Annotated in this window: 13 protein-coding genes and 1 pseudogene; 12 read left to right on the forward strand and 2 right to left on the reverse strand. The window is 39.7% G+C overall.

Translation table 11 applies throughout. From position 1 onward, the window contains the following. Positions 1-176 precede the first annotated feature (176 nt). Positions 177-788 carry a TVP38/TMEM64 family protein gene (locus MHI30_RS05730; protein WP_043927307.1) on the forward strand — a complete coding sequence of 204 codons (612 nt, stop codon included), beginning with the start codon at positions 177-179 and terminating at the stop codon, positions 786-788. 12 nt (positions 789-800) lie between these two features. Continuing rightward, the gene (gene lepB, locus MHI30_RS05735) at positions 801-1,319 is read left to right on the forward strand and encodes a signal peptidase I (protein WP_075754858.1); all 519 of its coding nucleotides are present in this window, start codon (positions 801-803) and stop codon (positions 1,317-1,319) included. Between the two features lie 143 nt (positions 1,320-1,462). Here lepB and MHI30_RS05740 read toward each other — a convergent pair whose 3' ends face one another. Then, on the reverse strand, positions 1,463-3,238 hold the full coding sequence (locus MHI30_RS05740) for a S8 family peptidase (RefSeq protein ID WP_075754862.1): 1,776 nt from the start codon (positions 3,236-3,238) through the stop codon (positions 1,463-1,465). A 473-nt stretch (positions 3,239-3,711) separates the two neighbouring features. On the opposite strand from MHI30_RS05740, the gene MHI30_RS05745 reads away from it, so the two are divergent. Beyond that, entirely contained in the window at positions 3,712-4,953 is a 1,242-nt protein-coding gene (locus MHI30_RS05745) for an MFS transporter (RefSeq protein ID WP_003180363.1), read from the forward strand. Positions 4,954-4,981: 28 nt separating this feature from the next. On the opposite strand, the gene MHI30_RS05750 is transcribed toward MHI30_RS05745, so the two are convergent. Continuing rightward, the gene (locus MHI30_RS05750; protein ID WP_003180365.1) at positions 4,982-6,595 is read right to left on the reverse strand and encodes a PucR family transcriptional regulator; all 1,614 of its coding nucleotides are present in this window, start codon (positions 6,593-6,595) and stop codon (positions 4,982-4,984) included. An 828-nt stretch (positions 6,596-7,423) separates the two neighbouring features. Between MHI30_RS05750 and allB the strand changes: the two genes are divergently transcribed. The 9 genes and pseudogenes from allB to arcC all read left to right on the forward strand — a co-directional run bounded on the left by allB (position 7,424) and on the right by arcC (position 18,329). After that, positions 7,424-8,788 (forward strand): allantoinase AllB, encoded by a 1,365-nt coding sequence (gene allB / locus MHI30_RS05755; RefSeq protein WP_016886145.1) that lies wholly within the window; start codon positions 7,424-7,426, stop codon positions 8,786-8,788. A 641-nt stretch (positions 8,789-9,429) separates the two neighbouring features. Then, positions 9,430-10,658: pseudogene (gene allC, locus MHI30_RS05760) on the forward strand (allantoate deiminase). Positions 10,659-10,681: 23 nt separating this feature from the next. Then, the gene (gene allE, locus MHI30_RS05765) at positions 10,682-11,470 is read left to right on the forward strand and encodes a (S)-ureidoglycine aminohydrolase (protein WP_003180370.1); all 789 of its coding nucleotides are present in this window, start codon (positions 10,682-10,684) and stop codon (positions 11,468-11,470) included. A gap of 15 nt (positions 11,471-11,485) precedes the next feature. Next, positions 11,486-12,514: an ureidoglycolate dehydrogenase gene (gene allD, locus MHI30_RS05770; RefSeq protein ID WP_003180374.1), complete on the forward strand. Its 1,029-nt coding sequence runs from the start codon at positions 11,486-11,488 to the stop codon at positions 12,512-12,514. Positions 12,515-12,537: 23 nt separating this feature from the next. Beyond that, on the forward strand, positions 12,538-13,587 hold the full coding sequence (gene allD / locus MHI30_RS05775; RefSeq protein WP_075754864.1) for an ureidoglycolate dehydrogenase: 1,050 nt from the start codon (positions 12,538-12,540) through the stop codon (positions 13,585-13,587). 17 nt (positions 13,588-13,604) lie between these two features. After that, entirely contained in the window at positions 13,605-15,362 is a 1,758-nt protein-coding gene (locus tag MHI30_RS05780) for an acyl-CoA synthetase FdrA (RefSeq protein WP_075754866.1), read from the forward strand. Continuing rightward, entirely contained in the window at positions 15,362-16,627 is a 1,266-nt protein-coding gene (locus tag MHI30_RS05785; RefSeq protein WP_075754868.1) for a DUF1116 domain-containing protein, read from the forward strand. The genes MHI30_RS05780 and MHI30_RS05785 overlap by 1 nt, the downstream gene beginning before the upstream one ends. After that, positions 16,624-17,394: a DUF2877 domain-containing protein gene (locus MHI30_RS05790; RefSeq protein ID WP_075754870.1), complete on the forward strand. Its 771-nt coding sequence runs from the start codon at positions 16,624-16,626 to the stop codon at positions 17,392-17,394. Before MHI30_RS05785 ends, MHI30_RS05790 begins: the two co-directional genes overlap by 4 nt. Before the next feature lie 5 nt (positions 17,395-17,399). After that, positions 17,400-18,329 (forward strand): carbamate kinase, encoded by a 930-nt coding sequence (gene arcC, locus MHI30_RS05795; protein WP_075754872.1) that lies wholly within the window; start codon positions 17,400-17,402, stop codon positions 18,327-18,329. Positions 18,330-18,471 lie beyond the last annotated feature (142 nt).

The following is an 18,471-nucleotide window of genomic DNA, read 5'->3' on the forward strand; positions in this document are numbered from 1 at the left end:
GAACGTTTGTTCTGTTTTTATTTTACACGAAAGACGGTCTTTTAATCAAGAACGGGAAAAAATGACTAAAATGATCAAGTTGTTTCAGACTAATACAGAAAACACCGAGACGGATGATTTAAAGTTTTTGATTTAAAGTGTAGAATAGAAGTAGACAACCGCCCTGAGGAGAATCAATGTTGGAGCAATTATTCAGCTATTTTACAGAAGAGAATTTAACAGAGTTTTTTCAGAGCTACAGGGCTTTTGGTCCTTTTGTAGCCGTACTGCTGCCGTTTATTGAAGCGCTGCTCCCGTTTTTACCCCTGCTCGTGTTTGTTGTCGCCAATGTAAATTCGTTCGGTTTATGGCAGGGGTTCTTGTTGACGTGGATCGGGGCATCTTTAGGCTCTATAGCGGTTTTTCTTTTTATCCGCCATTTCGGCCAGCAAAAAGCACTCGGTTTTATCCGCAGGCATCCATCCGTAAAAAAACTGATGATCTGGGTGGAAAAACGGGGCTTCGGTCCGCTGTTTCTCCTGCTTTGCTTTCCATTCACGCCTTCGGCGGCGGTAAATGTTGTGGCAGGACTTTCGAGAGTCAGCCTGCTGCCTTTTTCACTGGCGGTGCTTTGCGGCAAGTTCGTGATGATATTTATGGTGAGCTTTGTCGGCCATGATCTGAAGGCGCTTTTTACCCAGCCTTTGCGGACAGCTGCCGTGATCATCGTCATGCTGATCTTATGGTACGCCGGAAAACGGGTTGAACATCGTCTGAACGTGAGATTCAGCCAGAGAGAGAAAGACTAGGGGGACACAGAATTGAAAAAGCGTTTTTTGGTCATAGCCGGGGTGCTGCTTGTCATCGTCGTCGGGATTCAGGTCAAAAATGCCGTTTTCATTGAATATAAAGTAGAAGGCGTCAGCATGAATCCGACCTTTCAGGAGGGCAACGAACTTTTGATCAACAGGTTCGCCCACCACTTTAAAACGATCAGCCGATTTGACATCGTGCTGTTTAAAGGACCTGACAAAGATATATTCATTAAAAGGGTGATCGGGCTTCCGGGCGAAACCCTCCGGTATGAAGATGATCAGCTGTATATCAACGAAGAAAAGATCAAAGAGCCTTATCTGGACGATTTAAAGGCCGTCACTGCCGGAGGGGACTTGACAGGGGATTTTACGCTGAAGGAAGTGACCGGAGAGGAAAAGGTGCCTGAAAACGAGTACTTCGTCCTCGGGGACAACCGGATCCACAGCTTTGACAGCCGCCATTTCGGCTTTGTTTCAGACCGGGACATCGTCGGGATTGTGACGGAAAGAATTAATAAAAAGTGATTGGAGAATGCGGCGGAAAGCAAGCGGCCGGCCGAAAGGAATACGATTTCGCAGATGTCGTGTCCGAAAATGTCAATTTGCAGAACAGGATCAAAAAAGACGTATTCGCAAGAAAAGCCCGGGATTCCGGGCTTTTTTTCTTGCTATTTCAGTTTGATCGCATTGATTCGTTTTTGCAGCTTCATTTTTTCGGCGGATGCTTTCAGCTTGCTGACCGCTGATTGCGCTGCCGATTTTGTTTTTTTTGTTCTCTTTTGTTCGGCCGTTTTAACTTTGGCTTTCGCCGCTGCCACTTTTTTGTTATAGGCTGCTGCGGCTTGCTTTTTCGCGGTGTTCAGCTTTTTTTGCAGATTTGATTTGTCTTTTCCGGCAGGCAGCTCATTGATCGCTTTTTGCGCTTTGCCGAGGTTTGAGTCTGTGGCCGCTTTTTCAGCTTTGGCAACGGCCTGCTTTGCGGTGTTCAAGAGGCTTGAGCGGACCGCGTTGATCCGTTTTTGCAAATTCGTTTTGAAAGTGCCGCTGTCGAGTTCATTGACCGCTTTTTGGGCTGCGTCGGCATTGGTTTTCTTTTTTTGCTTCTCTGCGAGTTTCACTTTGCTTTCGGCTGTCTTTTTAAGCTGCTCTTTAACAGCATCAAGCCTCTTTTTCAAAGCGGTTTTATCGGCGTTTGCAGGCAGCGGTTCGATCGCTTTTTGCGCGGTTTGAATGTCCGCTTTTTTCTTTGTCTTTTCCGCTTGTCCGACTGCTTTTTGCGCTTTCTCCAACGGCTGTGTGATCTCTTTGAAGCGGATTAATCCGTAGCCGAACAAATGATCACGGCCGGGAGCGCCCAAGTCGCTTGTATAAATCTGCATTTTCTTGCGCAGCTCAGCATTTGAAGCGGTTGGGTACAGCTGTTTCAAAAGAGCAAACATTCCGGCGACGTGCGGCGTTGCCTGTGAAGTGCCGCTTCCGATTGCATAGCCGCGGTCGGAAGATGTACTGATAATCGATGTGCCGGGAGCGGCAAACTCGACGGCGCTGCCGGTGTTGGAAAATGAGGCGATCTTATTTTTTTCATTGGTGGCCGAGACGGCAATGACGCTGCTGTAGGCGGCCGGGTAATAAACGGATTTTCCGTTTCCGGCATTTCCGCTCGCGCCGACTAAAATCATTCCCCTTTTGTACGCTCTATCTACTGCATCGTGGAGCACTTGACTGTCGCCTGAAACGACGAGGCTCATATTGATGATATCGATTCCGTGCTGGATCGACCAATCGATGCCTTGTAAGATGCCTTTCAGATCCCCCGTACCATTCCGGTCCAGCGCTTTTACGGTATACAGCTGCGCGCCGGGCGCGATGCCGTCGATCCCCCGTCCGTTATGCTTTGCTCCGATGATTCCGGCAACATGTGTTCCGTGGCCGTTATCATCACGGTATGAAGCGGTATAGCCGACCATCGATGCACCGCCTGCGATCGACAGCTCCTCATGGGGGGAAATCCCGCTGTCAATAACCGCAATTTTCACCTGTTTTCCGGTCAAACCTTTATTCCAAGCCAGTGCGGCTTGAATCGGCTTGATGTTCCACTGTGAAAACGCGGAGGCGGTTTGCGCTGTACTGCTGGAGACAGCTTTTAGAGCGGTGCTGTCGGCAGCAGCTACCGGGAGGTTGTCTTCGACATACAGGACATCGGGATCTTGTTCAAGTTCCCGCACAGTTTTGTCGTCCGCAGTGACAGCGGCTGCGGGAATGTGCCGGTAAACGTGTTCTATTGTGTCTGCTTGTTCGATGACGTTTTCTTTTCCGCTGGCATTTTTATATATGACAATGACTTCGTTTTCCTGCTTATTGCTTTCCGCTTGAATGCGGGGTGAATTTGCGAAAAAACCGACGAACATTGCAGCGGACACCGCGATTTTCCATAACTTTTTCATCCGGCTCTCCTCCTTATTTAGCGGCATTCGCTATATATATCGGAGAGTTTTTGAATTTTCAAAGAGAAAGAAAGCCGGTCTTAAGGGCGCTCGTCGTGCACCTCAGTTCTTGAAATGTTAAGAACACTGCTATATCAACGTTTGTGGAGCCTTTCTATTTATTTGGGAAGTGCTTTTTTTAATAAATTGGGCACTCCCAGGTTTGTTTTAAAAAAGAGCCATCTTTTTACCTGTCATTTATTGAACAGCTCTTAAGTGTTTTGCTTGTAAAATAATATGTTAATCATTATTACTTTTATAGAAATGAGAGAACTGGAAAAAATAAGACTAGCTTCTCTTGATGTATTTTTAAGCATACACCTTTTGTCTAAAATGTATAATGTTACTTTTGTTTTTGTTGAAAGTGAACAATGTTATTGACTGGCTTATAACCTACAATTTAATTAAATAATAAAAAGGGAGCGTGTCATACCGTGGAAAAAACAATTAAACATGACCCCAATTATTACAAAAAGATAATTATTGCATTGTGTTTAGGGTGGGTCGCTATTTGGATTTATCGTACAATACTTACGCCAATATATCCGCAGATTCAAGAATCATTAGGGAATATTAGTGACACGCAAATAGGGTTGGTTGCTTCTATTTATTTCTTTGCATATACGGGTATGCAAATTCCATCAGGAGCACTTGTCGATAAATTTGGACAAAAAAAGGTGTTAATTCCTGCATTTATCGTTTTTGCGCTGGCTACATTTGTGATTGGCACAAGTTCAACTATCATGCAAGTATACATTGGTTCGTTATTGGCTGGTATTTCGACTGGTTCATATTACGGTGCAGCCTTTTCCTTATCAGCTAAACATACGCCAAAAGATAAAAAAAGCTTTTCCAATGCGATTATAAATAGCGGTTCAGCATTAGGGATGGTAATTGGACTAATCGGATCATCGGTTTTAGTAGGCGGTTTTGAAATTCAATGGAATTATATGCTTTTTATAACAGCTATCGTTATCGTAGCTGTAACATTTGTGTTTGTGCTGTTTATTAAACAAGATAAAACATCAGATAAGGAAGTGGCTGAAGAGAAGAAAGACACTGTACAAAGCACAGATATTCAAAATGAAAGCTTATTTTCTCCAAGACAATTAGTTGTATATTTTGTATATTTTGCAACATGCTATGGCTATTATATGATTGTAACTTGGTTGCCGTCCTTTCTTGTAGCAGAAAAAGGATTTGCTCAAGGTTCAGTAGGATATGTAGCTGCACTAGTTGCGGTCACTGCAGTGCCTGGTGCTTTGATATTTACTAAATATATAGACAAAAATGCACATTTGCGTCTGCGTTTAATTTTATTTTTATTAATTGCAGCAGCAGTAACAATTAGTTTGACAGTGTTTGCACCAAATCCTGCAGTACTGTATATTGCGTTAATTTTATATGGCTTATTAGGTAAACTTGCGATTGATCCAGTTTTAATAACCTATGTATCTGATTCCGTATCAGGAGACAGAGTTGCCAGAGCATTAACTCTCTTTAACTTCTTTGGAATGAGTTCATCTGTTATTGCACCAACACTTACTGGTTATATTGGTGATGTAACCGGCTCGCGAGTATTAGCATTCTATATTGCAACCATTCTTCTTGCAGCAGCAGCGTTGCTATTTTTCCTTGTGGTTATGTTAAGACAGAATAAAACAGCAGCTAACTAAGAGAACTTCCAGTGGTGCTCCTTTGTATTCACAACGATATTTTCTCTGAAGCAAATAACGCCAAACGAATGCTCAGTGATGTATCAGGAGACTCTACAGATTGACCTAATATTTCTTCGCATTTTTTAATACGATATTTCACAGTATTACGGTGAATAAAAATATCTTCTGAGGTTTTTGTAAGATCACATTGGTTTGCCATATAGACACTTAATGTGAATCTTAGTTCTTTTTCCTTCGTTGTCTGAGGATAGGCTAAAGGACCGAGTGTATAAATGATAAATGGCTTTAATTTATTCGTTGGAATGAGTTGTAATAATTCTTCTACGCTTTTGGATTTGTAGGGCTCTATAAATTCCATTTCGCCTTGTTCATATTTATTATCATAAGCCTCATTCGCTTCGAAAAAAGACAGTGGCAATTGTGAAAGCTCGGAAACCTCATTACCAATGCCAAATGAAAGGGAGCTATTAAAAAATAGCTGATACTCTTTTTGGATATATCTGCAGTATTCCAAATAATAATGATGTCTTCTTTGCAGAAGTATCGTAAATCTGCGTTCTCCCTGAGACATATATATGCTAATGGAAGGGTCAATTCCAGTAAACTTATGCGTCAGCCACTCAAAAGTCATCTGATATCGCTCATTTAAGTAGGCGCTATTTTCTACATTCTTTTCTTTGTCAATCCCGCAAATAATCACTTGATAGAATGTAGAAGGTTGAATGTGATATTTTTTTAAAAGATCAGTGTGTTGTGCTAGTGAAACAAGGTTGTCAGGATGTTCGGACATAAGTGTTGTGAAAAAATGGTTCACGTCCTGCTGCTCTGCTTCCTTGATTTTACTATTTTTATAAATAGCGAGACTAAGTGTGTTCACTGCCTGTTCTATTGTTAATAAACTAATCGGATAGTTGAGCAAATTAACATTTGAAATCATAAGATAATACGGAAAATATTTAAATGCAGGAACCTTAAATACAGCATATTCTTCCTGGAAAACACCATTATGATTTGGTTCGGTTTGCTCTGAATTTAAATATCTTCTGAAATAATTAAGGTTTTTTTGAACATGTTCTGAGTTTTGATGAAAGTGATGACTCGATGATTCAACTTGATGAAAAGAATTTAGCAGCATTACAGGAACCTTTATGAGTCTACTTAAACGTTCAATCATCATGTTCAGGCTAAACCCTTGCATTAGCATAGCATTTAACTCTTGTTGGATATCTAATGCGAAGTGTAATTTTTCTGTTTCTTCATCCAAGATAAATGAAGATATATGATGAGTAATGGATCCCAAATTCCAACTTTCCGGAATTTCAATAATTGGGAATTTTAATTTATTTGCAAATGCAATAACCTCATCATCTAATTTTTTTAAAAATCGGGATAGCTTGATACCTAGACCAGCAACTTGTATATCATTTAACTCTCTAATAAGATTGATTAGTCCGGATTGATCATCCTGATAGCTCATTCCTGTTGTGACGATAAGTGAGTGCGGCGTTGTAAAATTTTTAATATCAGGCGTTTCTGTAATATCAACCATTTCTACCACTCGTTCCAAATCGCCCTGCTCATTCAGCAATGTTAAATCTGAAAATTGCAGTACAGATAATATTTCTTTTAATGTTGTCATAAAGGCTGCCTCCTTATCTTTGTTAGAAAAAGATAAAATAAAAATGAAATATGTAAGATATTACAAGGATAACTTTTCAATCTGATAGTACACTGTTTTTGAAGGTTATTATACGTATAATCCTTTAGTTAAAAATATTAAAGGAGAATCATTATGCTTGAACAAAATCAAGATATTCATCATGATTCTTCGTTTTTTGAAAAGTGTGGTTATTATAAAGATATCATGCCGAAGATCACTTGAACAAAGAAATTCATCCTCATTTAACGTTGCAGTGGGAGCAGGGCGTAATATTCAGAATGATATAGCCGTTGGTGGTCTTTTTAAAACTGGGATCATTACCGCTAAAATTAATGGTATCCCTTATTATAAGTTCCTTCTTAGATAGTCTTAAGACTCGCCGTAAACGGATACAAGGGTTCAAAACATATGCATTTAAGATATACCTATGGTGATATAGGTGCTAACTGCAAGGTGTATTACGTGGTGCTGCGGATTGGATCTCCTCGGTTTGATTGCAGACATTTGCTGGTTCACAAGCTTTATTGAGTGGTTCCGGCTCCACACAAATAAAATCAGCAAAAACATAAATTATTGGACAAGTTTCCGGTATTGTTGCTGCTCACGTTTTATTTGCGTTTTCAACTGTAACCATTTTAATTGGATGCTCTATTGGGTCAACAAGGACGGAATATACTGAATGTTGTTAATCAATAGGATATATATTTGCGGTTTCCTTGCTACAGGTGTACTTCTATTTACAGAAATCTCTATCAATGCAGCAAGTAATATTATTCTTGCAGCTTAAAAAAGAGGAGGATGATTTTGATGAATTTTGATTCAATTATCAAAAATGGATTAGTCATTCTAGAAAATGGTGAACAAGAAGTCGAAGTAGGGATCAAAGATGGCAAAATCGCAGCAATCGGTAAGGATTTGGGTACAAGTGCAAAAATTATCGATGCAAAAGGATCTATTGTATCTCCAGGTATGATTGATGCACATGTGCATATCACAGAGCCGGGCGGCGGCTATCGTGATGAATGGGAGGGCTATGACACAGGAACACGTGCCGCTGCAAAAGGCGGTGTAACGACGTTTATTGAAATGCCATTAAATCAAGTGCCAGCAACGGTAGATGAGGAATCTATTCAAGAAAAATTTAAAGCCGGAAAAGGAAAATTATCAGTAGACGTTGCGAGTTACGGCGGTTTAGTACCATTTAACTTAGATGGGGGTATTCAAGAATTAGATAGCAATGGTGTTGTTGCATATAAATGTTTTTTAGCAACATGTGGCGACCGTTCTATAGAAGGAGATTTCATGAACGTAGATGACTATTCCCTCTACGAAGGCATGAAACAAATTGCGAAGACAGGCAAAATATTATCTATACACGCTGAAAATGCCGCAATTACCGATAAGTTAGGGGAAATAGCATCTAAAAATGGGGAAACTTCATTGCGTGCTTATGTAGATTCTCGACCCGTATTTACTGAAGTAGAACCGATTAGAAAAATTATTCTATTTGCGAAAGAAACGGGATGTCGTGTACACATCGTTCATATAGCTTGTGAAGAGGGCGTAGACGAAATTGTCAAAGCACAACAGGAAGGGGTCGATATTACATGCGAAACATGTACACACTATTTATATTTCTATAAAGAAGAACTAGATAATATCGGACCGGTTGTAAAATGCTCTCCGCCAATCCGTGAGCAATCACGCTTAGAAGGCATGTGGAATCGGGTATTAAACGGAGATATTTCATTCGTAACATCAGACCATTCACCATGTACCCCGGACTTAAAAGCTACGGATAATGCATTTGAAGCTTGGGGAGGTATCGCAGGTTTACAAAATAATGTCGATGTATTATTTGATGAAGGTGTGCAAAAACGTAATATGCCATTATCCAAATTTGCAGCCATTATTGCTACAAACCCTGCGAAACGTTTTAATCTCGCATCAAAAGGCAGTATTGCAGTAGGGAAAGATGCGGATTTCGTATTTATTAAGAAAGATGCACCTTATGAATTAAAAGCTGAGGACTTAGCATATCGACACAAAATTAGTCCGTATATTGGCCGCAAAATTGGTGCTCAGGTAGTGAAAACAATCCTTCGCGGTGTCGAAATCTATGATAAAGAAAAAGGAATTTCAAATGAAAAAGTAGGAAGATTTATTCCTTAAGTGACGGAATAGCCATCCCGTCAGGAATTTGAGGCATAGGAAGATGTGAAGGCGACCTGAGATTGTGTTACACTCGCAAATCAGTGTGTCATCAGCATTTCTTATGGCGGCTATACAGCTGAAGTGAGCATGGTAAAGTGACTTCACCGCAATCTCTCGCTATTACAGCAGCAGCTGTTAATCAAATTAAAACGAGTAAAAAATTTCCAATATACACTAACAGCTTAGAATTGCTGCTGCTCGTATGTATTCTGACTCTTGGCATATCATTTTAAACTACCCTATAAATCAATGTTTTTTATTGATTTATAGGGAAGTTTTTTTATTTGCACCTTATTTATTAATGGGTAGGAGAGATGTGTCGCTCCCATCTATAAATTTTTAAGCGAGCGATCTGTGATTTTCTTTAGGAGAAATTCGATGCAAATTTAATTTGTTATTTTTTGAGTTTTTATGTAATCGAAAGCCAACAGTTTCTTTTTATCTCTGGCATTAGCCCATTATTTAGATACCGTAAATTGATTAAAAGGTGTCTTTGTTAAAAGTGCATAAAATGCTTTTCTATTATTGTTGGTTATGTCAATGAATGGTCGTAAACAGGGTTCTATGATGAAAGTAAATAGAGAAAGGAGGAGAAAAAAATAGATATTCGATCAACCTTTGAAACGTTGGATAAGAAATTCACAAGTTTTGGCGGTTTAGAACAAGGGGGTATTACGCGTCTGTTATACTCTCCTGAATGGATTGCTGCAGTTCGCGAACTGGAAGCGACATTCAAGGAAGAAGGTTTAGAAGTAAGCTTTGATGATGTTGGAAACTTATCTGGTCGCCTTGTTGGAAGTAAGTATCCTGAAGAAACTATTTTAACAGGATCACATATCGATACAGTTGTAGAAGGCGGTCATCTGGATGGACAATTCGGTATCTTATCTGCATTGGTTGCTGTGAAATATTTAAAAGAAAAACATGGTCAACCATTACGAACAATAGAAGTACTATCTCTCGCAGAAGAAGAAGGAAGCCGATTCCCATATACATTTTGGGGAAGTAAAAACTTCTTTAACTTAGCCAAAAAATCGGATGTTGAAACAATAGAAGATGCTGATGGAATTAAATTTGAAGATGCAATGCACGAATCGGGTTTTGATTACCGTAAAACAGATCATGTTCGTGACGATATTAAAGCATTTGTTGAAGTACATATCGAACAAGGGAAAGTATTAGAGGCGGAAAATAAAGCGATAGGTTTGTAACTGGGATTGTTGGCCAAAAACGTTACACAATTAACTTGAAAGGTGAAGCAAATCACGCTGGCACGACACCGATGTCATTACGAAGGGATACAGTTGTTGCATATAGTGAAATTGTAACAGACTTAACGAAACGAGCTAGAGAAATTGGGGAGCCTCTTGTATTAACGTTTGGACATGTCACTCCTGTTCCAAACACGGTAAATGTCGTCCCTGGAGAAATTACTTTTTCGATAGACTGTCGTCATATTGATCAACAACTATTAAATAATTTTGCGAAAGAAATTGAAGATAAAGTTAAAGCGGTTGCAGAAACAAACAACATGACTTATGACATTAATTTATGGATGGATGAAGCACCGTCATTGATGGATAAAGAAATCATTAAAATAATTGAACAAGCAGCTAAGGCCAATGTGGGGGACAGCTATAAATTGATGCCATCTGGTGCAGGTCATGATGCGCAAATTTTTGCGGATTTTGTCCCAACAGCAATGCTGTTTGTACCTTCTATTGGCGGAATTAGCCACAATACCAATGAAGAAACGAAGATAGAAGACCTTGTGAAGGGGATTGAAGTATTGAAAGATGTATTGTTTGAACTAGCTTATAAGGAATAATAATGAAAAGGAGCCAGATACTCATGAGTTACTTAAATCATAATCAAGGATACAGAGAAGGTTTATTAGAAACACGTTCAGTAATAAAAAAGGATAATTATGCGGTAATCACACCTGATGGCTTGGTTAATAATGTTGTACCTGGCTTTGAAGATTGTGATGTAACGATTTTAGGATCCCCGCGTTTAGGTGCAAGGTTTGTAGATTATTTGGTAACAGTTAAAAACAAGGGCGGAAACAAAACAGGTTTTGCCGGTGATGGTATCCAATCATTTGTGTACGTTGAATATGGTAAAATCAACGCTTTTGCGGATGGTGAAAAATACGAATTAGCAAAAGGCGGATTCTTATATGTGCCTCCACACTTACAATTGACATTTGAAAATAATAATAATGGTGAGGACAGCCGTTTGTTTTTATACAAAAAGCGCTATCAGCCGCTTGAAGGACATACACCAGAAATCGTTGCAGGTAATGTGAATAACATTAAACAAGAAGCCTATGAAGGTATGAAAGAAGTATTAATTCAAGATTTACTGCCAAAAGAAATCGCATATGACATGAACATTCATATTCTTTCATTCGAGCCAGGTGCTTCGCATGGTTACATTGAAACGCACGTTCAAGAACACGGTGCCTATATATTAAGTGGACGAGGTGTTTACAACTTGGACAACGAGTGGATGCCAGTTGACAAAGGTGACTATATTTTTATGGGAGCTTATACGCCGCAAGCAACCTATGCAATTGGTTTGGATGAACCATTCTCGTATATTTATTCTAAGGATGCGAATAGAGATATTAATCTATAAAGAGGGGCAATTTTAATGAGTGAACCATTAGTGTATGTAGAACGTAATCGTCTCCGGCAGCTAATGAAAGATAAATTAGTGAAAGCAGGTTTACCTGAAGAACAAGCGGATAAAACAGCTGATTTACTCATTTTTGCAGATGAACGAGGTGTTCACTCACATGGTGCAGTAAGAATGCAATACTATTCCGAACGTGCATTAAAAGGTGGATATAACCTGAAACCAAACTTAAGCTTCGAAAAAACGGGCCCTGCATCGGGGATTTATCACGGAGATAATGCATTAGGGCATTATGTGAGTTATCAAGCAATGAAAAAGGCAATCGAATTAGCAAAAACATCAGGGATCGGTGTTGTCGGTGTTAAAGAAATGGGACACAGCGGTGCTATTGGTTATTATGCACATCAAGCAGCATTAGAAGGTATGGCGGCATTAACAGTATGTCAATCTGATCCCATGGTCGTGCCATTTGGCGGCACCGAACCATACTTTGGCACCAACCCAATTGCTTTTAGTGCGCCTAGAAAAGACGGTAGTCCAATCCTTTTTGATATGGCAACAACGGTACAAGCCTGGGGGAAAATCTTAGATGCAAGAAGTAAAAACAAATCTATCCCAGACTCATGGGCAGTGGATAAAAATGGAGCGCCAACAACAGACCCGTTTAAGGTAAATGCATTATTACCAATGGCTGGGCCTAAAGGATACGGGTTAGCGATGATGGTTGATATTTTATCGGGGAGTTTGCTCGGCTTGCCATTTGGCAAGCATGTCACTTCTATGTATAAAGATTTATCGGAGTACCGTCGATTAGGGCAGCTTCATCTCGTAATCAATCCTGAATACTTTGGTGGGAAGGAGCAATTCCTGGAAAAAATATCTCAAATGGTTGAAGAATTACATGACAACCCACCTGCTGAAGGATTTAACAAAGTGTATTATCCCGGTGAAATTCAAATAGATGTGATGAAACAGTATAAAAAAACAGGTATCCCAGTTACAAAGGAAATTTTAGATTATTTAGAGTCAGACAAAATTTACTAATCATGTAATGAAGGGGGAAGCAGATGCGCGTATCTAAGCAGGAGCTGTTTCATTTAATCAAACAGAAGCTGATCAAAGCTGGATTAAACGAAGGAGCCGCACACGATGTTTCAGATGTATTGACATTCGCCGATCATAGAGGGATCCATTCCCATGGTGCAGTACGTGTGGAATACTATGCCGAACGAATCGCAAAAGGCGGTATTACAGCAAACCCAAACTACACATTTGAACAAACAGGACCTGCATCCGCCGTCTTTAGCGGAGATAATGGTCCAGGTCACCAAGCAGCAAAACAAGCGATGGAAAAAGCAATCGAAATGGCAAAAAATTCAGGTGTTGCTGTTGTAGGCATGAAGAATATTTCGCATAGTGGTGCATTGGGTTACTTTGTTGAAATGGCAGCAGAACAGGACATGGTTGCTTTAAGCATGTGCCAATCAGATCCAATGGTCGTACCGTTTGGAGGAACAGAACCATACTTTGGCACCAATCCAATTGCTTTTAGCGCACCATCGGCTGATGAACGCATGATCACATTTGATATGGCGACAACTGTTCAGGCATGGGGAAAAGTATTGGATGCAAGAAGTAAAAATGAATCGATCCCGGAAACATGGGCAGTAGATGCAGCCGGTGCACCAACAACGAATGCAAGAGATGTTCATGCACTTGTGCCAATTGCTGGTCCAAAAGGTTATGGATTGATGATGATGGTGGATATTTTATCGGGCAGTCTTCTGGGATTACCTCATGGCGTACATGTATCCTCCATGTATCAAGACCTGACAAAAGGCCGCGATTTAGGGCAAATTCATATTGTTATCAATCCAGCATACTTCACAGATTTAACTGCTTTTAAACAACAGATTTCGACGATGCTCGATGAATTAAAAGCACAACCGGCAGCAGAAGGCTATGGAGAAATTTATTATCCGGGTGAGCGCGGTAAATTAAGAAGTGCCAAATATGATAAAGAAGGAATTGAAATTGTAGACGATATTTATAACTACCTCGTTTCAGGCGATGTTCATTACAATCGCTATCATGGAAAGAATAGATTTGCAGAATAACAAAATGGAGGATCATTATGTTATACACAATTATAAAAGAAAACACCTATCAAGATTCTATCGTGTTAATGCTTTTATCAAACAAGTTATCTGCAATAGATGGTGTAAACAAAGTATCGATCATGATGGGAACACCAGCTAACAAAGATATTTTTAAATCTTCGGGTTTGGGCACAGATGAATTGGAAAAAGCAAACCCAAATGACATCGTTATCGTTATAGATACAAATCAAGAAGAAAAAGTGTCGGAAGTGAAAGAAGAAGTAGAAGCAGCTTTAAAAGGTGATTCCGCTTCACAAGACACATCTAAAGACCAAGAAGCACATAATTGGAAGCGTGCAATGGAGCTTGCGAACAACCCTAATTTGGCATTGATCTCAATTCCTGGTCAGTATGCAGCAATGGAAGCGGAAAATGCATTGAATGAAGGGTTACATGTATTTGTATTCAGCGACAATGTATCTAAAGAAGATGAGGTTAAGTTGAAACAAAAGGCGCATGAAAAAGGATTATTAGTAATGGGACCAGACTGCGGTACCGGAATTATTCATGGTGTGCCACTTGCATTTACAAATATCGTGAATGAAGGAGATATTGGCGTTGTGGGTGCATCAGGTACAGGGATTCAGGAAGTGACAAGCATCATTGACCGTTATGGTAAAGGTGTAACAAACGCAATTGGTACAGGTGGTCGGGATTTATCAACAGAGGTTGGTGCTATCACGGTTTTAGATAGTATCAAAGCATTGAATCAAGATCCAAAAGTAAAAGTGATTACAGTAATTTCCAAACCACCTGCAGAGGAAGTGCAGCAAAAAGTATTAAACGTATTAAGAAATATTGAAAAACCGGTTGTTACATTATTTTTAGGAGATAAACCAACTTATCAGGAAGAAAGTATTTATCATGCGTATACACTTGAAGAAGCAGCGGTTGTATCTGTTCAATTATCCAATGGTGACAAACCGAATTTTAAACCGACAGTGGCTGAAGATGTAAACGTGTCGTTAAAAGATTCACAAGTTGGTATTAAAGGTTATTACTCAGGCGGTACTTTGGCATCTGAAGCAGCTATGTTATTGAAAGAGGCATTCAAAGAGGAAGTACTTGAAGAGAAGAAAGAAGCCTATATCCTAAAAACAAAACATCATGAAATTATTGACTTAGGCGATGATATGTATACCCAAGGGAAGCCGCACCCGATGATTGATCCTGAAAAGCGCATCGAAATGCTTGAAACATCTGGAAACGATCCTGAAACAGCAGTCATCATGATTGATAACGTCATTGGCTATGGCAGTCATGATGATATGGCAAGTGAATTAGCACCGGCTATTAAACGTATTTTAGCCAATGCACATCAGGGAGGCCGCGAACTTGCAGTACTTGTAACAGTTGTAGGTACAGATAAAGACCCTCAAGGTTATGAAAAGCAAATTGAAACCTTAAAAGAAAGTGGTGCAATCATTTGTGAGACGAACGACCAAATGGTTCGTACAGCGATTAAACTGGCAGGAGGAAAAGTGGAACAGCCAGTCCTTGATATACAAAAATTTGATCATACCCAAGAAGACTTAACAGTAGACGAAAAAATTGTGTCCTTAATCAATACGAAACCAAGTGTCATCAATATTGGGCTGAAAAGTTTTACAGCAGCTGTTCAGAACAGCGGATCAGAGTGTGTTCAATTTAACTGGCGTCCAATTGCTGGCGGTGATGAAAAGTTAATGAAAGTACTTCAATTTCTAAACTACTATGAAGGAGAGACAATCTAATGGGGTACAAAACAATAAATGAAGCGAACGAAGCTGTTATCCAGAAGATCATAGCAGCTGAACCATTCTTAACGGATGTTGTACCTGCCAAGTCTGTGATTCCTGAATTAGAAGATTATGTGTTATTACATGCCGGGCCTCCAATTAAATATGAAAATATGACAGATCCTATGCAAGGCTCTTGTGTTGGAGCGATTCTTTTTGAAGGATGGGCAGAAGATGAAGAGGGAGCGCGTGAACTGCTTGAAAACAATAAGATTACATTTATTCCATGTCATCATGTGAATGCAGTTGGACCAATGGGAGGCATTACATCACCTAATATGCCGGTTCTTGTTGTGATTAACAAAGAGAGCGGCAACGAGGCGTACTGTCAAATGAACGAAGGCATCGGTGCAGTATTACGCTTCGGTGCTTATCATGAGCAGGTAATCAATCGCCTGCACTGGATGAAAGATGTGTTGGGTCCGGTGTTAAGTAAGGCATTAAGAAAAATTGATGGAGGCTTAAACGTTAATGTATTGATTGCTAAAGCTATTGCAATGGGGGATGAATTTCACCAGCGCAATATTGCAGCGTCATTGGTGTTTTTAAAAGAAGTTGCTCCAGTAATTGCAGCATTAGATGATGTTGAAAACGAACAAAGTACAGAAGTGATCCAATTTTTAGCTGATACAGACCAATTTTTCTTAAACATTGCCATGGCGACAGGAAAAGCAATGATGGATGCAGCGCGTACAATCAAACATGGTACAGTCGTTACCGCAATGTGCCGAAACGGTGAAAACTTTGGCATCCGTATTGCAGGTATGGGAGATGAGTGGTTTACAGCACCTGTTCATACACCGCAAGGGTTATATTTTACCGGCTACTCAGCGGAAGATGCAAACACAGATATCGGAGATTCAGCGATTACAGAAACAATTGGTGTTGGCGGCATAGCAATGATTGCTGCCCCTGCAGTAACACGTTTTGTTGGAACAGGCGGATTTAATGATGCGCTTGAAACAAGCAATCAAATGACTGAAATCTGTGTTGGAGAAAATCCGAACTTTGTTATTCCGACGTGGAACTTCAAAGGTGCGTGTTTAGGTATTGATGCACGTAAAGTTGTTGAAACAGGCATCACGCCGGTAATCAACACAGGTATTGCACATAAAATTGCGGGCTATGGGCAAATTGGTGCTGGTACAGTTCATCCTCCAATTGAATGTTTTGAGAAAGCAATCACAGCATATGCTGAAAAACTAGGTTTTCAAGGATGATTTTACAGGCAAGTGCGATTGGTTCAATCGCACTTCAGCTATTAATTGAGGGAAAAACGTTTACTGTGCACAGCATTTTTGAAAAAGGTTTAAATATTGTTGATCAGAATGATGAATTGATATTTATCGGCACAAATGAAAATGGGACCTTTCCATTTGGAATTTTGCTTGGCTCACAAACGAAGCAAACTTTAAAAGCAGGTCTTGAGGTGGGAGATTCATTACACGTTCGCAATAACCATCTTTCCCACAACTGTTTTAAACTCAATTTTAATGCGAAAATACTTCCGTTATATACGGATTTTAAACATGCAAACATCAATAAATTAAAAGAAAACGTGAAACAAATTTCATTTAAATCGTATGAATCTACTGATTTTGAAACAGCTCATGTGTCGGACTTGATAAAAAAATTACACGATCCAACAGAAAATTTGGAAGAGGAGTTTCGTTACTTTATCGGACGAGGCCAAGGTTTAACGCCAACAGGTGACGATATACTGGTCGGTATATTATATGGACATTTTATCAACTCTTTTATCGCACAAAAACACCTTGAAACATTAGGGAATTTAATCAAAAAACCCTTAACAACACTTGTTAGCACGCGCTTTTTAACTTGTGCTATAGAAGGTTTATTTAGTTCGAAAATTACAAGATTACAACATGATCCATCTTTAAAAAGTATGAAAAGCCTTATAAAAGTAGGTTCTTCTTCTGGGATGGATACTTTATACGGAATTTATATGGCTTTAACAGAGGAGTGAAAGAAATGGGGAAAAGAGTAGTACTGGCACTAGGAGGTAATGCAATTTTACAGCCAAAACAAGAAGCAACTTATGCCAATCAACTCAAAAATGTAATCTCTGCAACACGTCATATGATTGAAATAAAAGAAGCAGGACATAAAATTGTGATTACACATGGCAATGGTCCGCAAGTGGGGAATATTATTGCTCAAAACGAAGCTGCCAAAAATGTTGTTGAACCACTGCCAATCTATGCCTGTAACGCAGAATCACAGGGATTCATTGGTTATATGCTGGAGAAATCTTTAAAAAACCATATTAAAGAACGGGGCATTGCTGCGAATGTAGCTACATTTCTAACAATGGTTGAAGTTGACAAGGATGACAAAGCATTTGAAAAACCAACGAAACCAATAGGAGTATTTTATTCAGAGGAAGAGGCGAAGCAATTAGAAGAGAAAGGGTTTACGATGTCAGAAGATGCAGGGCGAGGCTACAGACGAGTTGTGCCTTCCCCGGAACCGAAAGTGATCCATGGGATAGAAGAGATTCGGCGTTTAATTGATGAAACGATTGTTATCTCCTCTGGCGGCGGTATACCTGTATATCGTGACGACAGCGGTCTATTACACGGACTTGAAGCAGTAATAGACAAAGATCGTTCAGGATTAAAGCTTGCACAACAAGTAAATGCCGATGTTTTCATGATGTTGACTGACGTACCAAATGTATTTATCAATTTTGGCAAAGAAAATGAGCAAAAACTAAGCCGAATAACAGTAGAAGAAGCAGAACAATATGTGGCAGAAGGGCAATTTCCTGCTGGCAGTATGCTGCCAAAGATCCAAGCGGCTATAGAATTTGCAAAGTCAGGTAAAGAGGCAATGATCTGTTCATTGGATCAAGCGGTAGCTGCGCTAGATGGAAAAGCGGGGACGCGCATAACAAAATAAGACAATCCGTGTTGTTCATAAGGAGGATAAAAGACAAAATTCCTCCTTTTTCCAGATGCGACCGCATTTGATGTGTCATTTACTTTAAAACTTTCTCTTAATGCTGCGCAGACAGATTTCGAAAAGAAACAATCTATGAAGT

The organism is Bacillus sp. FSL L8-0528 (assembly GCF_038593085.1).
GTDB classification, from domain to species: domain Bacteria; phylum Bacillota; class Bacilli; order Bacillales; family Bacillaceae; genus Bacillus; species Bacillus paralicheniformis.